The organism is Streptomyces tauricus (genome assembly GCF_014650955.1).
Classification (GTDB): Bacteria; Actinomycetota; Actinomycetes; order Streptomycetales; family Streptomycetaceae; genus Streptomyces; species Streptomyces tauricus.
Genome location: NZ_BMVY01000044.1, coordinates 1 through 17,033 on the forward strand (window position 1 = coordinate 1; position 17,033 = coordinate 17,033).

A 17,033-nucleotide genomic window follows, 5' to 3' on the forward strand; every position below is an offset into this window, starting at 1 on the left:
CCTGCACCCCTTTTTGTCTGGCCACAGGGGGGTGTGGTGCGGTTGTTTGAATCAGAGTTTCATCGTGTTTCGGTGGTCATAGCGTGAGGGAAACGCCCGGTTACATTCCGAACCCGGAAGCTAAGCCTTACAGCGCCGATGGTACTGCAGGGGGGACCCTGTGGGAGAGTAGGACGCCGCCGAACAAATTTTAATGGGAAAGCCCCCGCACTTCGGTGCGGGGGCTTTTTCGCGTTCACGTCCCAGAGAGTTGTGGGCGGGCCGTTTCCGGCCCTGTTCCTGTATTCGGTGTAGATCAGAGTCGGCCGGCTGCCTTGAGGGCCAGGTATGCGTCCGCCAAGGCCGGCGGCAGGTTGTCCGGGGTCGCGTCGACGACCGTGACACCGTGACGAGTCAGTTGCTCCGCCGTGCGATGGCGCTCCGCCTGGGCCTGCGCTGCCGCGGCGGCCTCGTACACGGCCTCTGTGTTTCCCCGTGCCGTGGCCATGCGCTCGATGTGGGGGTCGGAGACCGAGGCGACGAGGACCGTGTGGCGCTGGGTGAGGCGGGAGAGTACGGGAAGCAGGCCCTCCTCGATGGGGGCCGCGTCCAAGGTGGTCAGGAGCACGATCAGTGAGCGGCGTGGGGCCGTGCGGAGCGCGGTGGAGGTGAGGCCGCGGGCATCCGTCTCGACGAGTTCCGGTTCCAGGTGTGCCATGGCGTTGACCAGCGAAGGAAGGACGTCGCCTGCGGCACGTCCCTGTACCAGGGCGCGTACCCGGCGGTCGTAGGCGAGGAGGTCCACCCGGTCGCCGGCGCGGGACGCGAGGGCCGCCAGAAGGAGGGCCGCGTCCATGGAGGCGTCGAGGCGGGGGGCGTCTCCGACGCGGCCCGCGGCTGTGCGGCCCGTGTCGAGGATCAGGAGGATGTGCCTGTCCCGTTCGGGGCGCCAGGTGCGTACGGCGACCCTCGACTGGCGGGCCGTGGCGCGCCAGTCGATCGAGCGGGTGTCGTCGCCCGGCACGTAGTCGCGGAGGCTGTCGAACTCGGTTCCCTCACCGCGCGTCAGCACGCTGGTGCGGCCGTCGAGTTCGCGCAGCCGGGCCAGCTTCGAGGGGAGGTGCTTGCGGCTGGTGAAGGGGGGCAGGACGCGTACCGTCCAGGGGATCTTGTGGTTTCCCTGGCGGGCGAAGAGGCCCAGGGGGCCATATGAGCGGATGGTGACGCGGTCGGACCGGCGGTCGCCGCGGCGGGTGGGGCGCAGACGGGTCGTGACGCGTCGGCGTTCGCCCGGAGGGACGGTCAGACGGTGGCGGGACGCCGCGACTTCCGTGCCGGCCTGCCAGCTGCTCGGGGGCCAGGCGTCGCGGATGCGGGCGCGCAGCGGGCGGCTCGACGGGTTCGTGACCGTGAGGGTGACGTCGGCGGTGTCGCCGAGGCGTACGGAGGTGTCGCCGGAGCGCGTCAGGCCGAGGTGGCGTACCGGGGCCGCCAGGGCGAAGTCGCAGGCGCAGGCGAGGGCCAGGGGAGCGTTGACGGCGAGGATGCCCGTCCAGCTGGGCTCCCAGATGCCTACGGGGAGGGTGCCGAGGGCCGCGAGGAGGGCGGTGCGGCCGGTGAGGGCCATCAGCGGGGGACGGGGACGTGGGAGAGGATCGCGTTGATGACCGAGTCGGCCGTCACACCCTCCATCTCGGCTTCCGGGCGGAGCTGTACGCGGTGGCGGAGGGTCGGCAGTGCGAGGGCCTTCACGTCGTCGGGGATGACGTAGTCACGGCCTGTCAGCCAGGCCCAGGCGCGGGCCGTGGCCAGGAGCGCCGTCGCGCCGCGGGGGGAGACGCCGAGGGTGAGGGACGGCGATTCGCGGGTGGCGCGGCAGATGTCCACTACGTAGCCGGTGATTTCGGGGGAGACCGCGGTCTTGGCGACGGCCGCGCGGGCGGCTTCGAGGTCGGCCGGGCCCGCTACGGGGCGTATGCCGGCGGCGCGCAGGTCACGGGGGTTGAAGCCCTCGGCGTGGCGGGTGAGGACGTTGATCTCGTCCTGGCGGGACGGGAGCGGGATCGTCAGCTTGAGGAGGAAGCGGTCCAGCTGTGCTTCCGGGAGGGGGTACGTGCCCTCGTACTCGACCGGGTTCTGGGTCGCGGCCACCAGGAACGGCTCGGGGAGGGGGCGCGGGGTGCCGTCGACCGTGACCTGGCGTTCCTCCATGGCCTCCAGGAGGGACGACTGGGTCTTCGGAGGGGTGCGGTTGATCTCATCCGCGAGGAGGAGGTTCGTGAAGACCGGGCCGGGCTGGAAGGAGAACTCCGCGGTGCGGGCGTCGTAGACGAGGGAGCCCGTGATGTCGCTCGGCATCAGGTCCGGGGTGAACTGGACGCGCTTGGTGTCGAGTTCCAGCGCGGAGGCGAGAGCGCGGACGAGGAGGGTCTTGGCCACTCCGGGGACACCCTCCAGCAGGACGTGTCCGCGGCACAGGAGAGCGACGACGAGGCCGGTCACTGCGGGGTCCTGGCCGACCACGGCTTTGGCGATCTCGGCGCGCAGGGTTTCGAGGGAGGCGCGGGCGGTGTCTGCGTCCCTGGTGGTCCCGGTGTTCCCGGCGTTGTCAGTGGTCGGGGCCATCATGGACGGCGTACCTCTCTTTCGAGGGCGTCGAGTTGGTCGGCGAGTGCGATGAGGGCCGCGTCGTCGCGGGGCGGCGGCCCGAAGAGCAGGGAGTGCAGGGCCTGTCCTTCCTGGTGGAGCTGGGCGGACAGGGCGGGGAGCAGGGCTTCGGGCGCGTGCGCCTGAGCGGGGGATACGCCGACGAGGGGGGCGAGGCGGGTGCGGGTGGTGGAGCGCAGAGCTCCCGCGGCACGGTCGCGGGCGTTGAACTTGCGGTAGAGGCGGGCGCGGCCTTCGACGGTCTCGGAGGCGCGGATCGCGACGGGGAGCCGTTCGGGGACGAGGGGGCCGAGGCGGCGGGCGCGCCAGAGGGCGGCGAGCACCGCGGCGATGAAGAGCTGCAGCGTGCCCCAGAGCCAGCCGGAGGGGACCAGGTCGAGGAAGCTGCGGTCGCCGGCGTCGGTGGCCGAGTCGTCGGAGAGGGAGGGGAGGTACCAGACCACGTGGGTGCGGGAGCCGAGGAGTTGAAGGGCGAGGGAGGCGTTGCCCTGCTGGTCGAGGTGCTCGTTCTCAAGGATGTCGGGCGCGCCGAGTACGACGGTGTCGCCGTCCCCTTCGGACGCGGGGAGGCGCAGCAGGGTGGGCAGGCCGTCGCTGGGGTAGCAGGCGTCGGCGCCGGGTGCGTCCGTCGAGTACCGGATGCCGCCCGTGTCGGCGGTGCCCGCGCGTCGGGCGGCGGGCAGGGCGCAGGCGGGGGAGAGCGTGGAGTCGTAGCTGGGCGTGGGGTCCGCGTCGACTCCGGGGGCGAGGGTGCCGACGGAGGGGGTGCCTGGGGCGACGAGGACGGTGCGGCCGCCGGAGTTCCTGTACGCGGAGTGGAGAAGGTCCTGTTGACGGTCGGTCAGCAGGTCGGGGCGGGCGACCAGGAGTGTCGTGTCGGGGCCGGCCGCCGTGCCGGCCTGGTCCAGGTTGGTGACCACGCGCGTGGACACGCCCTGGTCGGCGAGGAGTTCGGCGACGGCGCGGCTGCCGGCGGCGTCGGCGGAGCGCGGGTCGAGGCTGCCGTGCTGGGCGCCGGAGCGTACTACGGCGATGGCGACGGCCGCGACCAGGAGGATCACGAGGGCGAGCAGGAGGCCGCGCGAGCGGGTCCACACCTGGCGGACGGTGGGCGAGGCCGAGGTGGAGGGCTGGGCGGGCGGAGCCAGGGTTGCCGCAGGGGCCTCGGGTGTCATGGGGCGGCCCCCCGGCCGGCGCTGCTCGTGAGGACCGGTCTGGTGCGGTCCAGGTCCTGGTCGAGCTGCGCGAGGCGGTGGTACGTCTCCGGGGCGGCGGTTCGTCCGCCGTACGTCACGTCGTCGAAGTCCCGTGCCGCGGCGCGCAGTCGGTTCGTGTGGGCAGGCAGGGTGCGGCCCGCTTCGGCGGCGGCCTCGTCGGCGGTGCGGCCGGGGCGGGGGTCGAGCAGGGCGCGTTCCTCCAGGGAGCGGACGACGGCGCGCATGCGTTCCTGGACGGCCTGGTTCCAGTGGCCCTTGGCCGCGTGGGCCTCGGCGGAGGCGCGGTGTTCGGCGGCGCTGCGCGGCCGGTCGTCGAAGAGCGGGGCCGCCGAGGCGGGGCCCCGGCGGGGGGAGCCGAGGCGCCACCAGAGGGCACCGATGAGTGCCACGACCGCCAGGACGACGACCAGGAGGCCGAGTCCGCCTCCCGGGGTCGCCGAGGAGGCCGCGTCGAGCAGTTCGCCGACCCACTTCCAGAAGGCGTCGAGGGCCCGGCGGAGGAGGCTGGGGTCGTTCTCGTGGTACATCCGCTTCGACAGTTCACGCCGGGCGGCCTCCCGCGCGGGATCGCGCGGGACGGTCACCGGTGGTTCGCCGTCGGCACGTGGCAGCGCCGGTACCGCAGTGAGAACTCCCCCCGCCAGGCTCACTCCGTCAGCTCCCCGGGGTCGCGCCCGGGGCGCCGGAGCCGTGGTCCTGGATGCCGGCCGCGCGGGCCAGGTCAAGGTCGAGGGCCTCGCGGCGGATGCGCTGGTCGATGTAGAGCAGCACGGTGACACCTGCGGTGATCGGGAAGGTGAGCATGGAGCCGATCACCGAGCCGATGCCGCTCACGATCAGGAACGTCCAGCCGAGGTCGCCGGTGCCGCTGTCGAGCAGGCTGCCGATGCCGTCGCCGCTGAGCGCGGAGGCGAGGAAGGCGAACGGGATCACGATGATCGACGCGACGATGTTCGCGATGATCGTGGCGAGGAGCTGGATGCCGAAGACCCGCCACCAGGCGCCGCGGACCAGCTTGGCGGAGCGGTTCAGGGACTTCCAGACGCTCTGCTTCTCCAGCATCAGGGCCGGCGAGGCCAGGGAGAATCGGATCATCAGCCAGAGCACGACGACGGACGCGGCCAGGCCTCCGAGGGCGCCGAGTGCTACGGCGCCGTCGCCGCCGCCCGCGAGGCCGACGAGGACTCCGGGCAGGATGCCGACAGCGACGATCACGGCCGCGATGAGCGGCAGCAGGAAGGTCAGCCCGAAGAGCTTGAGCAGCTGGGGCCGGGCGTCGCGCCAGGCCTCGGCGGTGGTCACCGACTTGCCGAGGACGGCGCGGCTGGTCACGGTCGTGAGCAGGGCCGTCGCGACGATCGTGCCCAGCAGGGTGATCAGCAGGACGACGCCGGAGTTCAGCAGGGTGTCGCCCATGGCGCGGGACAGTTCGCCCGCGGTGGCGCTGGGGTCGTTCAGGACGTCCGTGCTGGCGCTGTCGTCCAGGACGAGGCCCTGGAGCAGGATCACCAGGATCTGGGTGAAGACCGCGACGGCGAGCGAGATTCCGAGGACCGTGCGCCAGTGCGTACGCATGGTCGACACCGCGCCGTCGAGGATCTCACCGACGCCGAGCGGGCGGAGCGGGATCACGCCGGGCTTGGCCGCGGGCGGGGGGCCGCCCCAGCCGCCGCCCCAGCCGGGGTGGCCGCCCGGGCCCGGTCCGTAGCCGCCGGGGGCTCCGTAACCTCCGGGGCCGCCGTAGCCGCCGGGGCCTGTGGGAGGTTGGCCGCCCCAGCCGGGGCCGGGCGGTGGTGGGGGCGGGGCCTGGGGCGGGGCGCCCTGCGGGGCGCCGCCGGGCGAGGGCCACTGTGCGGGCGGGGGCTGCTCCTTGGACCACTTCGGGCCCGGGCCGGACGGGGCGGGGCCGGGCTGACCGGGTTCGCCCGCGGGATCCGGGGACGCGGGCCGGTCCCCGGGCCGGGCAGGGTCGGAAGGCGTCGGCTCCTGTCCGTTCTGCCCGTCGGAGGGGGCAGATCCGGGCGATGCCCAGCCCGGAGTGTCGTTCATCGTCGCTCCTTCACGGTGCCCGCCCGCGGTCGCGGCGGCAGGTTGGCTGCCATCGTGCCACGGTGTGGCCGGGAAGTGACCGGCCGCCGTATGGGCTGCACACCTTCAATTGTCTGCCCCGTACGGGGCAGACTGAGCAGATGGCTGATCAGTACGCGCAAATCCGCGAGGACAACCGGCCCATCGAGATACCTGCGATCCGGTGGGACGAGCCGCCGGAGGGACCCGTGCTGGTCCTCCTCGACCAGACGAGGCTGCCCGCCGAGGAGGTCGAGCTGGTGTGCACGGACGCTTCCGCGCTGGTGGAGGCGATCCGCTCGCTCGCCGTGCGCGGGGCACCGCTCCTCGGGATCGCGGGGGCGTACGGAGTCGCGCTCGCTGCCGCCCGGGGGTTCGACGTGGACGGCGCCGCGGCCTCGCTCGCCAGTGCGCGGCCCACCGCGGTGAACCTCTCGTACGGAGTCCGCCGGGCTCAGGAGGCCCATCTCGCGGTGCTGCGGGCCGGGGGCGGCGAGGAGGCGGCAGCGGCTGCCGCGCTGGCCGCCGCGCGGGCGCTGCACACGGAAGACGCCGAGGCCAGCGGGCGTATGGCCGTGCACGGGTTGGCGCTGCTCGACGAGCTGCTGCCCGGGGGCAGCCACCGGATTCTCACGCACTGCAACACCGGCGCGCTGGTCTCGGGCGGTGAGGGCACGGCGTTCGCGGTGGCGCTCGCGGCGCACCGGGTGGGGCGGTTGCGCAGGCTCTGGGTGGACGAGACGCGTCCGTTGCTGCAGGGTGCTCGCCTGACCTCGTATGAGGCGGCGCGGGCCGGAATGGCGTACACCTTGCTCACGGACAACGCTGCCGGGTCATTGTTCTCGGCGGGAGAGGTGGATGCGGTGCTCATCGGAGCGGACCGGATCGCCGCCGACGGTTCGGTGGCGAACAAGGTGGGGAGCTATCCGCTCGCGGTGCTGGCCAGGTACCACCATGTGCCGTTCATCGTGGTGGCGCCGTTGACGACGGTGGACCCGGACACTCCGAACGGAGCATCGATCGAGGTCGAGCAGCGTGCCGGTCATGAAGTGACAGAGATCACAGCACCTCTGGTGCCCGTGGCGGGAGTCGAAGCGGGAGGCGGGATACCGGTGGCACCCCTGGGGACCCAGGCGTACAACCCGGCATTCGACGTGACGCCGCCCGAGTTGGTGACGGCGATCGTCACCGAGGAGGGCGTCGTGTCGCCCGTGACGGCTGAGGCGCTCGCGGAGCTGTGTGACAGGTCACGCCAGGTAACGATTTAGTTAATGGGATGATGTCGTTTATGAAGGGACGAGTCCTTGTCGTCGATGACGACACCGCACTGGCCGAGATGCTCGGCATTGTGTTGCGTGGTGAAGGTTTTGAGCCGTCTTTCGTAGCCGACGGCGACAAGGCGCTGGCCGCTTTTCGTGAGAGCAAGCCCGACCTGGTGCTCCTGGACCTGATGCTTCCCGGCCGGGACGGCATCGAGGTGTGCCGCCTGATCAGGGCGGAGTCCGGGGTACCGATCGTGATGCTCACCGCGAAGAGCGACACCGTCGATGTCGTGGTCGGCCTGGAGTCGGGTGCCGATGACTACATCGTGAAGCCGTTCAAGCCAAAGGAGCTGGTGGCCCGGATCCGGGCCAGGCTGCGCAGGTCCGAGGAGCCGGCGCCCGAACAGCTCGCGATCGGCGATCTGGTCATCGACGTGGCCGGTCACTCTGTGAAGCGGGACGGCGCCTCGATCGCGCTCACTCCGCTGGAGTTCGACCTGCTGGTGGCGCTGGCCCGCAAGCCGTGGCAGGTGTTCACGCGTGAGGTGCTCCTGGAGCAGGTGTGGGGCTACCGGCACGCGGCGGACACCCGTCTGGTGAACGTCCATGTGCAGCGGCTGCGCTCCAAGGTCGAGAAGGACCCGGAGCGGCCGGAGATCGTGGTGACCGTCCGTGGCGTCGGTTACAAGGCCGGACCGAGCTGACGTGTCCCGGGACAGTGCCGCTTCGGCGCCCGGTGAGCCGGGGGTCCGCTCGGGGCGGCCTGTCGGCCGGAAGATGACGGGCTCCCGCTGGGGCCGGTTCGTCGAGGGCGGGCTGCTCCAGGGCGGAGTCCAGGGCAGCCCGGTCCTTCGGCTGTTCATGCGCTGGGTGCGCCGTCCGCTGCTGCCGGTCATGCGGCTGTGGCGGCGCAACATCCAGCTCAAGGTCGTCGCCACGACCCTGCTGATGTCGCTGGGCGTCGTCCTGCTGCTGGGTTTCGTCGTGATCGGGCAGGTGCGCAACGGCCTGCTGGACGCCAAGGTGAAGGCTTCGCAGAGCCAGGCCACGGGCGGGTTCACGGTCGCCAAGCAGGAGGCCGACAGCGCGGCGGGCGCGGGCGGCGACGACCGCTCCGGGCCGAACGACAACCCCGTACAGAACGTCAGCGGCTGGATGAGCTCCCTCGTCGAGTCGCTCTCCAGCGGCGGCCAGGGCGCGTTCAGCGTCGTCACGCTCAGCACCACCTCCGCGGACAGCAGCAGCCGGGGCCTGGGCCCCCGTGCGTCGGGCTTCGTGGACTGGAGCCTCAGCGTGCCCCAGGACCTGCGCGAGCGGGTGGACGGCGGCACGGGCGCGGCCCAGAGCTACACCCGCATCGTCTACACCAACGGCCAGGACTCCCAGCCGGCGCTGATCATCGGCACGCAGCTCAACGACCCCAAGAGCGACCCGTACCAGCTGTACTACCTCTTCCCTCTCACCCAGGAGGAGAAGTCGCTCAGCCTGGTCAAGGGGACGCTCGCGACGGCGGGGCTGTTCGTCGTGGTGCTGCTCGGGGCGATCGCCTGGCTCGTGGTGCGCCAGGTCGTCACCCCCGTACGGATGGCCGCCGGGATCGCCGAGAGGCTGTCCGCCGGGCGCCTCCAGGAACGTATGAAGGTCACCGGTGAGGACGACATCGCGCGCCTCGGTGAGGCCTTCAACAAGATGGCGCAGAACCTCCAGCTGAAGATCCAGCAGCTGGAGGACCTGTCGCGGATGCAGCGGCGGTTCGTGTCCGACGTGTCGCACGAGCTGCGTACGCCGCTGACGACCGTGCGGATGGCGGCCGACGTCATCCACGACGCGCGCGTGGACTTCGATCCGATGACCGCCCGGTCGGCGGAACTGCTCGCCGACCAGCTGGACCGCTTCGAGACGCTGCTGGCGGATCTCCTGGAGATCAGCCGCTTCGACGCCGGAGCGGCGGCCCTGGAGGCCGAGCCGATAGACCTGCGGGAGGTCGTCCGCAGGGTCATCAGCGGGGCCGAGCCGCTCGCCGAGCGCAAGGGCACGCGGATACGGGTCGTCGGCGACCAGCAGCCCGTGGTCGCCGAGGCGGACGCCCGACGGGTGGAACGGGTGCTGCGCAACCTCGTGGTCAACGCCGTGGAGCACGGCGAGGGCAAGGACGTCGTGGTCAAGCTCGCGTCCGCGGGCGGAGCTGTCGCGGTCGCGGTGCGCGACTACGGAGTGGGGCTCAAGCCCGGGGAGGCGACCCGGGTGTTCAGCCGCTTCTGGCGGGCCGACCCGGCACGCGCGCGTACCACCGGCGGTACGGGCCTGGGCCTGTCCATCGCCCTGGAGGACGCACGGCTGCACGGCGGCTGGCTGCAGGCGTGGGGGGAACCGGGCGGCGGCTCGCAGTTCCGGCTGACGGTGCCGCGAACGGCGGACGAGCCGCTGCGGGGCTCGCCGATACCGCTGGAGCCCAAGGACTCGCGGCGCAACCGCGGTCTGAACGACGCGGGGCTGCCCCTCGGCGGTACGCAGAAGCTGGCGACGGTGCCGGCGCAGCCCGCCGAGCGTGCCGTGCCGCCGATGCCGTCGCGCGATCCCCGGGTGGCGGGCGCGGTGGATCCGGCGGCGCTGCCCGGCAGCGGGGCGCGCGTGGTGCCGCGGCCCGCCGCGGAGACCAGGGGCCCGGTCGCGGCACCGGAAGAGGCGTCGAAGGAGACGTCGGTGGAGGCGCCGTCCGAGGACGGCCCGGGAGCCGGCGGGCAGTCGGAACAGCTGAAGCATGGGGAGGGGTCTCGTGGGCGCTGACCGCGATCGGGGCGGCCGTCGGCGTCCGGCACGTGTGGTGGTGTACGCCGCCTGCGGGACCGTACTGCTGGCCGGGTGCGCGTCGATGCCGGACGAAGGGGACCTGCGCGATGTCGAGGCCTCCCAGCGGCCGGACGCGCAGGTCAGGGTCTTCGCGATGCCGCCGCGGGAGAACGCGCAGCCCGAGGAGATCGTCCAGGGTTTCCTCGAAGCGCTGACCAGCGACGACCCGAGCTTCGAGACGGCCCGCAAGTACCTGACGGAAGGCGCTTCGAAGAAGTGGCGTCCGAACGCGTCGACGACGGTGCTGGCGGACGGACCGAACACCGTGGCGGAGCACAGCGGCAGCAGGGAGGCGACCGGTGACTACGCGTACTCGCTGATCGGCACCAAGGTCGCCACCGTGGACTCGCAGTTCGCCTACAAGCCCGCCAAGGGGGCGTACGACGAGATCGTGCACCTCTCGGAGCAGAAGACGGCGGACGGCGCCAAGGAGTGGCGCATCGACGCCCTGCCGGCGGGCCTGGTGATGGGGATGTCGGACTTCCAGCGCAACTACGAGTCCGTCAACAAGTACTACTTCGCCTCGAACACGCAGGGCAGGACCGGCGATCAGCTCGGCGCGGTCGCCGACCCCGTCTACGTACGGGAGCAGGTGGACCCGGTGACACAGATGGTCCGCTCGGTCCTCAAAGGGCCCACGAGCTGGCTCAAGCCGGTGGTCAGGTCGAGTTTCCCCACCGGAACGGCGCTGAAGAAGGGCGTCAAGTCACTGACGCCCGACGACCAGAACCGACTGACGGTGCCGCTGAACTCCAAGGCCGACCGGGTCGGGCAGTCCAAGTGCACGGAGATGGCCGCCCAGATCCTGTTCACTCTCCAGGACCTGACGCCCACGGGCATCGACGAGGTGGAGCTGCAGCGTTCGGACGGCACGCAGTCGTGCGCGGTCAACGACAACCAAGCGGAGATCTATGTAGTCCACGGTCCGGCCAAGCGCGCCGAGTACGAGTACTTCATCGACGGGGAGAAGCGGCTGGTCCGGATACCGGGGGCGGGCAGCGAGCAGGAGCCCGAGCCGGTGCCCGGCGCACTCGGCGACGGGGGCAAGGAACTGCGGGCGGCCGCCGTCTCGCGGGACGAGGACACCGCCGCCGGGGTGTCGCTCGACGGGCTCTCGATGTACGTCGGGTCGCTCGCGTCGGGGGGCTCGCTCGGGGAAGCCGTGCTGCGCAGCAAGGCCACGTCGCTGGACGACGGGCTGACGACCCCCAGCTGGGACGCGAGCGGTGACCTGTGGGTGGCCGACCGCGGACCGAAGGACTCCCGGCTGCTCCTGCTGCCGAAGGGAGCGGGCGACCCCCTGGTGGTCTCGACACCCGGTCTGGAAGGGCGGATCGAGGCCGTGCGGGTGGCCGCGGACGGGGTACGGATCGCGCTCATGGTGAGCGCCGACAAGCGGACGACCCTGTTCATGGGGCGGATCGAACGGGGCCACTCCGAGGGCGCGAACGGGAAGGACGCCGTCGCGATCCATGAACTGCGCTCCGTGGCACCGCAGCTGGAGGAGGTCACGGCCATGTCCTGGGCCGGTGACAGCCGTCTGGTCGTGGTCGGGCGCGAGGCCCGCGGCGTGCAGCAGATCCAGTACGTCCAGGTCGACGGCTCCACGCCGGTCGGCCCCGCGCCCTCCGCGCTCACCGGGGTGAAGGAGATCGCCGCCTCCGAGGACGAACGGCTGCCGCTGGTGGCGCACTCGGAGGACGGGATCGTACGGCTGTCGACCGGTTCGCAGTGGCAGACGGTGGTCAAGACGGGGATGGCGCCGGTCTATCCGGGCTGAGCCCTGCGGGGCCGTTCCGGTACGGGGCGTCCCTCGTCCCTCGTGTGGGGGACAACGTGCCGACGCGTACGAGGAGTTGTCCACAGGTAGTTGTCCACAGGGCTGGCCCGGGCGCTTCGGGATTTGGCAGAGTGGTGGGCATGCGGGGGTGGTGGCAGGACCTCACCGACCTGGTGCTTCCGGCCGAGTGCGGAGGCTGTGGACGGCCTCGCACGGTGCTCTGCCCAAGGTGCCGTGCCGCACTGATGGGGGACGCACCGAGCCGTGTACGACCGGACCCGGAGCCGCCGGGGCTGCCGGTGGTGCACGCCGCGGCTCCGTACGAGGACCAGGTGCGGGCGGCGCTCCTCGCCCACAAGGAACGAGGGGCGCTGATGCTCGCCGGACCGCTGGGAGCGGCGCTGGCGGGTGCTGTACGGGCCGGACTCGGGCCCGGTGGACGGGCGGACGGGGCGGTGGACTCCGATACGCCGGTGCTGCTCGTGCCGGTGCCGTCGGCGCGGTGGGCGGTGCGGGCGCGCGGGCACGACCCGGCGCGGCGGATCGCGCTCGCCGCGGCGGCCGGGCTGCGGCGGTCCGGGACGTCGGCCCGAGTGGTGGCCGTGCTGCGCCAGCGGCGTGCCGTGGCCGACCAGGCGGGGCTCAACTCCCGGCAGCGGCTGGACAATCTCGCCGGCGCTCTGGAGGTGGCCCCGGGTGGCGGACGGCTGCTGGCCGGCGCCGGACGGGTCGTTCTCGTCGACGACCTGATGACGACGGGCGCGTCCCTGGCCGAGGCGGCGCGGGCCCTGAGGGCCGTTCTCCCGGAAAAAGACGGATTCTACGGACGGGTAACACCGGGAACGACGGGAGAAGGAGTGAGACAGGCGCAGATGGCAGGTGTAGGCCGAGCAGAAGCGGTCAGGGAAAAGAGAGGCGCACACAGCGCGGATGACAGGGTTGGCGCGGCAGTGGTCGCGGCATCTCCAGCTTCTTTCGAAATAAACCGGAACTGACAGAGAAGTTACGTCGTTGCAGGTAGTGAGAGGTTCCATTCACCTGAATGGAGGTACGCCGCAGTAGAGGGTGACGACATCCGTCCAGGCGAGATATGTTCGGTTGTGAGGGAATGGCGGACGCCGTCCCTTGCATATCGGAATGCCGCGCCGTGGGTTTTCTCATTCACCCGGGACAGTGGGGTGGAGATCTTGCCCGCGGGGGAGGAGGAGGTGGAAGTCACCGAGTCCGAGGCTCCGGGACGCGCTGGAGCCTGGTGCAAAAGGGAGATGCTCCGCCGTCGATGCGGAGCGATCCGGGAACGGAGTTCTGCGTGGACATCGTCGTCAAGGGCCGCAAGACCGAGGTGCCTGAGCGGTTCCGCAAGCACGTGGCCGAGAAGCTGAAGCTGGAGAAGATCCAGAAGCTCGATGGCAAGGTGATCAGCCTCGACGTCGAGGTGTCCAAGGAGCTGAACCCTCGGCAGGCCGACCGCTCAGACCGAGTGGAGATCACGCTCCACTCCCGCGGTCCGGTGATCCGGGCGGAGGCAGCGGCAAGCGATCCGTACGCGGCGCTGGACCTGGCGGCGGACAAGCTGGAGGCGCGGCTGCGCAAGCAGCACGACAAGCGGTACACACGCCGCGGCGCCCGCAGGATCTCGGCCTCCGAGGTCGCCGACCACGTCCCGGACGCGGCGACGCTCGACGGGAACGGCAGCGTCGTCCACGACGAAGAGCCCGAGGCCGTGCCGACCAAGAAGATCGGCTCGCTCGAGGTGAAGGGTGACGGCCCCCTCGTCGTCCGCGAGAAGACCCACGTCGCGTCCCCGATGACGCTCGACCAGGCGCTCTACGAGATGGAACTGGTCGGGCACGACTTCTACTTGTTCGTCGACTCCGAGACCAAGGAACCGAGTGTCGTCTACCGGCGGCACGCCTACGACTACGGCGTCATCCACCTCAACACGGACCCGATGGTCGCCGAGGGGCAGCAGGCCCCGCCCGGCGGGGCGCTGGGTGGCTGACCCCGTTCGGTGAGCTTCCCCGGCCTCCGGCTGGGGGAACGGCCCCGGCCGGTGCCCCTGGAGCGCTCGCGCGCCCCCAGGGGCACCGGTGTGTGACCCCTCAGTGCCCCGCTCTGTCATCCCGTTGTCGTCCGGGCATGAAATCATGGCCGTACCGGCCTCAACCGGTGTGTCATCGCGTGGGGTTGGTGATGGCACAGGAAATCAGGCCACGGCCTTCAGGGGGAGGACCCATGGCGGACAGCTTCGGACCGATGCGTGACGAAGATGCCGACGACGGCGTCGTCGGCATGGGCCCGGACGCGGGCTCGCCGGGCAAGGAGCCCATCCGGGTCCTTGTCGTGGACGACCATGCGCTCTTCCGCCGCGGCCTGGAGATCGTGCTCGCCGCCGAGGAGGACATCCAGGTCGTCGGGGAGGCCGGGGACGGGGCGGAGGCGGTCGACAAGGCCGCGGATCTGCTGCCCGACATCGTGCTGATGGATGTGCGGATGCCGAAGCGCGGCGGGATCGAGGCGTGCACCTCCATCAAGGAGGTCGCTCCCAGCGCGAAGATCATCATGCTGACGATCAGTGATGAGGAAGCGGACCTCTATGACGCGATCAAGGCGGGGGCCACGGGTTATCTCCTGAAGGAGATCTCCACGGACGAAGTGGCCACGGCGATTCGCGCGGTGGCCGATGGGCAGTCGCAGATCAGTCCTTCGATGGCGTCGAAGCTGCTGACCGAGTTCAAGTCGATGATCCAGCGCACGGATGAGCGGCGGCTCGTGCCGGCGCCTCGGCTCACCGATCGTGAGCTGGAGGTTCTGAAGCTGGTGGCCACCGGGATGAACAACCGGGATATCGCCAAGGAGTTGTTCATCTCCGAGAACACCGTGAAGAACCATGTGCGGAACATCTTGGAGAAGTTGCAGTTGCACTCGCGGATGGAAGCGGTTGTGTACGCGATGCGGGAGAAGATTCTTGAGATTCGTTAGCGGTGGGGCGGGCGGCTAGGGCTGGAGCGCGGGGTGGTGGGGGCTGGGTGCGCCGTTCCCCGCGCCCCTGAGAAGCCCCTGCGGGGCTTCTGCGCAGTTCCCCGCGCCCCTAAAAGAGTCCCTGCCGGGCTTGGCGCCGTTCCCCGCGCCCCTGGAAGGGACCTGAGCCTTGGGGCTAGTTCAGGGTTTGGGATAGTTCTGTTGTCAGGGCTTCTCTTAGTTGGGGTGTGTTTGCTCGTTCCACTCGGACGTTCGTGCAGTCCACCCAGGTGGCCGCCTCCAGAAGGGCCTGGGCCACTGCCGGGACGGATTTGGGGCTGTCCAGGGTGACCTGTTTGGCGACCAGGGTGGCGCCGTCGCGGGCCGGGTCCACGCGGCCGACCAGCCGGCCGCCGGCGAGTACCGGCATGGCGAAGTAGCCGTACACCCGCTTGGGCTTGGGGACGTAGGCCTCCAGGCGGTGGGTGAAGTCGAAGATCCGCTCCGTGCGCGCCCGGTCCCAGACCAACGAGTCGAACGGCGACAGGAGCGTGGTGCGATGACGGCCGCGCGGGGTCGTCTCCAGGGCCGCCGGATCCGCCCAGGCCGCCTTCGACCAGCCCCACACCGTCACCGGGACCAGGCCCGACTCCGCGATCACCGCGTCGACCTGCTCGCGCTTGAGGCGGTGGTAGTCGGCGATGTCCGCGACGGTGCCCACGCCCAGGGAGCGGCTCGCGAGCCGCACCAGACGGCGCAGGCACTCCATGTCGTCCAGATCGTCGTGCAGCAGCGCGTCCGGGATCGCCCGCTCGGCGAGGTCGTACACCCGCTTCCAGCCGCGGCGCTCCGTGCACACCACCTCGCCGTACATCAGCGCGCGCTCGACGGCGACCTTGGTGCCCGACCAGTCCCACCACTCGCTGGTCTTCTTCGCGCCGCCCAAGTCGGTGGCCGTGAGCGGCCCTTCGGCCTTCAGCTGCTTGATGACCTGCTCGTACGTGCCGTCCGGCAGGGCGTGGTTCCAGTGCGGGCGGGCGCGGTAGGCGCGGCGGCGGAAGGCGAAGTGCGGCCACTCCTCGACGGGCAGGATGCAGGCCGCGTGCGACCAGTACTCGAAGACGTGCGGCTGGGGCGGGGTCGTGCCGACGGGCGCCGGGGTCCAGTACGCCTCGTCGACCGTCCTGCGGCCGACGGCACCGAGCCGCGCGTACGGGATGAGTTCGTGGGAGCGGGCCAGGACCGAGATGGTGTCGAGCTGGACCGCGCCCAGGTGCCGCAGCACGCCCCGGACGCCGCCCCTGCGGTCGGGGGCGCCCAGGAAACCCTGCGCGCGCAGGGCGATCCGACGGGCCTCGTCGGCGGAGAGTTCGGCGGTCGGGCGCGGCAGACTCGTCATGGTCCGCACGATAGGCGGTGCCACTGACAATCGCGCCCGCCGGCCCGGGCGATCTCGTGCGGACGGGCGGGGAGTCAGGGGCGCGGGGGCGTGGGAAGGTACGGCGCCGTGGACGGCAGTCCGAGGTCCGACGGGAGCAGGGAACCCACCCAGCAGTCGCGGCGTACGCCCTTGTTGTTGACGCCCGCGCGAAGGGTGCCCTCCAGGACGAAACCGGCGCGTTCGGCGACCGCGAGGGAGCCCGTGTTGCCCACTTCGGCCCGCCACTCGACGCGGTCCATGGCCCGCTGGGTGAAGGCCCAGCGGCAGGCGGTGAGCGCGGCCTCGGTGATGTAGCCGTTGCCCCGGTGCTCCTTCGCCGCCCAGAAACCGATCTCCCCGACACCCAGGCCGCGCATCGTGACGGCGAGCATGCCGGCGAGTTCACCGCCGACCGGCAGGAAGACACCGAAGGTGAACATCGAGCAGTCCGCCCAGCCGTCGGGCACCATCTGCTCGGTGAAGGCCGTGGCGTGCTCGCGCAGATAGGGCGACGGGATCGTGGTCCAGCGCTGGATGTCGGGATCCTGGACGGCGTCGAACACGGCGTCGGTGTCGTGTGCTCCCACCGTGCGCAGCAGGAGTCGTTCGGAAGTCAGTGTGACGGGGTCCATCGGCCGATTCTGCTCGGGCTTCGGTAAGGAAGCCATCACTTTCGCACTGTGTGAGGTCGCCGTCACGTTTCGTGGCGTCAGTGCGGCACCTTCCGCATCCTCCGCCCGTTGTCTCTGTGGCTGTCACATGCAGACCTCCCGGCGCGGTGGGGTCCTCGCTTACGATGGCCGTTGCTCAAGCTGTGATTTGAATCTGTC

The 17,033-nt window shown here is 71.1% G+C and carries 14 protein-coding genes and 1 rRNA gene; 8 read left to right on the forward strand and 7 right to left on the reverse strand.

What is annotated here, in order from left to right:
• Positions 1-68: 68 nt before the first annotated feature.
• A 5S ribosomal RNA gene (gene rrf, locus IE278_RS37215) occupies positions 69-185 on the forward strand.
• A gap of 110 nt (positions 186-295) precedes the next feature.
• Here the strand turns inward: rrf and IE278_RS37220 are convergent.
• Genes IE278_RS37220 through IE278_RS37240 form a run of 5 tightly spaced genes read right to left on the reverse strand, consistent with a single transcriptional unit; the run spans position 296 to position 5,912 of the window.
• The gene (locus IE278_RS37220; protein WP_189779393.1) at positions 296-1,606 is read right to left on the reverse strand and encodes a DUF58 domain-containing protein; all 1,311 of its coding nucleotides are present in this window, start codon (positions 1,604-1,606) and stop codon (positions 296-298) included.
• The gene (locus IE278_RS37225; RefSeq protein WP_189779395.1) at positions 1,606-2,607 is read right to left on the reverse strand and encodes an AAA family ATPase; all 1,002 of its coding nucleotides are present in this window, start codon (positions 2,605-2,607) and stop codon (positions 1,606-1,608) included. The genes IE278_RS37220 and IE278_RS37225 overlap by 1 nt, the downstream gene beginning before the upstream one ends.
• A complete protein-coding gene (locus IE278_RS37230; RefSeq protein WP_189779397.1) occupies positions 2,604-3,821 on the reverse strand; it encodes a DUF4350 domain-containing protein in 1,218 nt (405 codons plus the stop codon). Before IE278_RS37230 ends, IE278_RS37225 begins: the two co-directional genes overlap by 4 nt.
• Positions 3,818-4,513: a DUF4129 domain-containing protein gene (locus tag IE278_RS37235; protein WP_189779399.1), complete on the reverse strand. Its 696-nt coding sequence runs from the start codon at positions 4,511-4,513 to the stop codon at positions 3,818-3,820. Before IE278_RS37235 ends, IE278_RS37230 begins: the two co-directional genes overlap by 4 nt.
• A gap of 4 nt (positions 4,514-4,517) precedes the next feature.
• On the reverse strand, positions 4,518-5,912 hold the full coding sequence (locus IE278_RS37240) for a DUF7847 domain-containing protein (RefSeq protein ID WP_189779401.1): 1,395 nt from the start codon (positions 5,910-5,912) through the stop codon (positions 4,518-4,520).
• A 140-nt stretch (positions 5,913-6,052) separates the two neighbouring features.
• On the opposite strand from IE278_RS37240, the gene mtnA reads away from it, so the two are divergent.
• The 7 genes from mtnA (at position 6,053) to IE278_RS37275 (ending at position 14,804) form a co-directional block, all read left to right on the forward strand.
• Positions 6,053-7,198 (forward strand): S-methyl-5-thioribose-1-phosphate isomerase, encoded by a 1,146-nt coding sequence (gene mtnA, locus IE278_RS37245; RefSeq protein WP_189779403.1) that lies wholly within the window; start codon positions 6,053-6,055, stop codon positions 7,196-7,198.
• A gap of 8 nt (positions 7,199-7,206) precedes the next feature.
• Entirely contained in the window at positions 7,207-7,896 is a 690-nt protein-coding gene (gene mtrA, locus IE278_RS37250) for a two-component system response regulator MtrA (protein ID WP_188114266.1), read from the forward strand.
• A 1-nt stretch (position 7,897) separates the two neighbouring features.
• On the forward strand, positions 7,898-9,979 hold the full coding sequence (mtrB, locus tag IE278_RS37255) for an MtrAB system histidine kinase MtrB (RefSeq protein WP_189779405.1): 2,082 nt from the start codon (positions 7,898-7,900) through the stop codon (positions 9,977-9,979).
• Positions 9,969-11,822, forward strand: coding sequence for an LpqB family beta-propeller domain-containing protein (locus IE278_RS37260; RefSeq protein WP_189779407.1), 1,854 nt, complete (start codon positions 9,969-9,971; stop codon positions 11,820-11,822). Before mtrB ends, IE278_RS37260 begins: the two co-directional genes overlap by 11 nt.
• Positions 11,823-11,962: 140 nt before the next feature.
• Positions 11,963-12,817: a ComF family protein gene (locus tag IE278_RS37265; RefSeq protein ID WP_189779409.1), complete on the forward strand. Its 855-nt coding sequence runs from the start codon at positions 11,963-11,965 to the stop codon at positions 12,815-12,817.
• A gap of 314 nt (positions 12,818-13,131) precedes the next feature.
• Positions 13,132-13,824 (forward strand): ribosome hibernation-promoting factor, HPF/YfiA family, encoded by a 693-nt coding sequence (hpf, locus tag IE278_RS37270; RefSeq protein WP_373312200.1) that lies wholly within the window; start codon positions 13,132-13,134, stop codon positions 13,822-13,824.
• A 233-nt stretch (positions 13,825-14,057) separates the two neighbouring features.
• Positions 14,058-14,804 carry a response regulator gene (locus tag IE278_RS37275; protein ID WP_107015873.1) on the forward strand — a complete coding sequence of 249 codons (747 nt, stop codon included), beginning with the start codon at positions 14,058-14,060 and terminating at the stop codon, positions 14,802-14,804.
• A gap of 175 nt (positions 14,805-14,979) precedes the next feature.
• Here IE278_RS37275 and IE278_RS37280 read toward each other — a convergent pair whose 3' ends face one another.
• Both IE278_RS37280 and IE278_RS37285 read right to left on the reverse strand, forming a co-directional pair.
• Positions 14,980-16,182 carry a winged helix-turn-helix domain-containing protein gene (locus tag IE278_RS37280; RefSeq protein ID WP_189779413.1) on the reverse strand — a complete coding sequence of 401 codons (1,203 nt, stop codon included), beginning with the start codon at positions 16,180-16,182 and terminating at the stop codon, positions 14,980-14,982.
• A gap of 74 nt (positions 16,183-16,256) precedes the next feature.
• The gene (locus IE278_RS37285) at positions 16,257-16,835 is read right to left on the reverse strand and encodes a GNAT family N-acetyltransferase (protein WP_189779415.1); all 579 of its coding nucleotides are present in this window, start codon (positions 16,833-16,835) and stop codon (positions 16,257-16,259) included.
• Positions 16,836-17,033 lie beyond the last annotated feature (198 nt).